The following is a 1,319-nucleotide window of genomic DNA, read 5'->3' on the forward strand; positions in this document are numbered from 1 at the left end:
GATTTCGATCTAGACGCGCCAATCAAGCAATGGCTTGAGGAAGACGACAAACTGTACGAAGAAGCGCTGCGCGAGAAGATTATCAGCCTAGCCGTTGAAGTATACAAAGCGAAAGAAGAAGTTGTGGGTGCACAAGTGCTTCGTAACTTCGAAAAATCAGTGATGCTTCAAACACTCGATACGCTTTGGAAAGAGCATCTGGCGGCGATGGATCATCTGCGTCAAGGTATCCACCTACGTGGCTACGCACAAAAGAACCCGAAACAAGAGTACAAACGTGAATCGTTTGAATTGTTTGAAGGTTTACTTGAAGCGCTGAAGACTGACGTTATTACTGTTCTGTCTCGTGTTCGCGTTCAACAGCAAGAAGAAGTTGAACGTATGGAAGAGCAACGTCGTGCACAAGCAGAAGAAGCTGCTCGTCGTGCGCAGGCTCAGCATGCAGCTGCGGAAAATCAGTTGGCTGATGGTGAAGAGTCTGAGGGCTCAAATCAACCTGTTGTTCGTGATGAGCGTAAAGTAGGTCGAAACGAACCTTGTCCATGTGGTAGTGGCAAGAAATACAAGCAGTGTCACGGTCAGATCAATTAATCTAACTTGATAACTTAATAAGAAAGAGTCGCTTAGGCGGCTCTTTTTGTATCGATAGATCCTAGGTAAATATCCATGAAAAGAATTCACATTGTTGCAGCGATCATTTTCAATCAAGATAAGTCGCAAATCTTTATTACTAAACGTCCTGATGATAAACACAAAGGTGGCTTTTGGGAGTTTCCGGGCGGTAAAGTCGAGCTAGGAGAAACAGTTGAACAAGCGATGGTTCGTGAGCTTGAAGAGGAAGTGGGGATTCGAGTGATTGAACAAGCACCGTTTGAACACCTTGAATACGATTACCCAGATAAGTCACTAAAATTTGATTTTATTACCGTCTCTCAGTTCGAGAACGAACCTTATGGTAGAGAAGGCCAAGAAGGTCGCTGGGTCGCAGTTGGTGAATTAGGGGATTACACCTTCCCTGAAGCTAACGTGCCGATCTTACAACGTGTCGTAAAAGAGTTCGCTTAAGCCCAATGAACGTGCTTGTGGTTAACACAGTATGTTGTTAGTTTAAAAAGATTCAGCGAAACGAAAGAGAACGAGAAGCCTCGTTATCCAGAGAAGGAGAGAAAGCGCAATGGTTCGTATTGCAATCGCAGGAGCTGCTGGCCGTATGGGTCGCAACCTAGTCAAAGCCTCGCACATAAACCCAGATGCATCTGTAACGGCAGGTTCAGAACGTCCAGAATCTTCGCTCGTCGGTGTTGATATCGGTGAACTTT

The 1,319-nt window shown here is 45.3% G+C and carries 2 protein-coding genes and 1 pseudogene; all 3 read left to right on the forward strand.

Annotated features, from left to right (window positions below; genetic code table 11):
• On the forward strand, positions 1 to 591 hold a 591-nt coding region (locus R7127_RS26335; protein ID WP_318148696.1), incomplete at its 5' end, for an SEC-C metal-binding domain-containing protein.
• Between the two features lie 75 nt (positions 592 to 666).
• Entirely contained in the window at positions 667 to 1,065 is a 399-nt protein-coding gene (gene mutT / locus R7127_RS26340) for an 8-oxo-dGTP diphosphatase MutT (protein WP_005461225.1), read from the forward strand.
• Positions 1,066 to 1,174: 109 nt separating this feature from the next.
• Positions 1,175 to 1,319, forward strand: a pseudogene (locus R7127_RS26345) (4-hydroxy-tetrahydrodipicolinate reductase); the annotation flags it as partial.

The sequence above is a fragment of the Vibrio sp. 1159 genome (genome assembly GCF_033340395.1).
Taxonomy (GTDB): domain Bacteria; phylum Pseudomonadota; class Gammaproteobacteria; order Enterobacterales; family Vibrionaceae; genus Vibrio; species Vibrio alginolyticus.

Coding starts and splice junctions, on each gene's coding strand:
- mutT (WP_005461225.1), top strand. CDS start 667: ATGAAAAGAATTCACATTGTTGCAGCGATCATTTTCAATCAAGATAAG.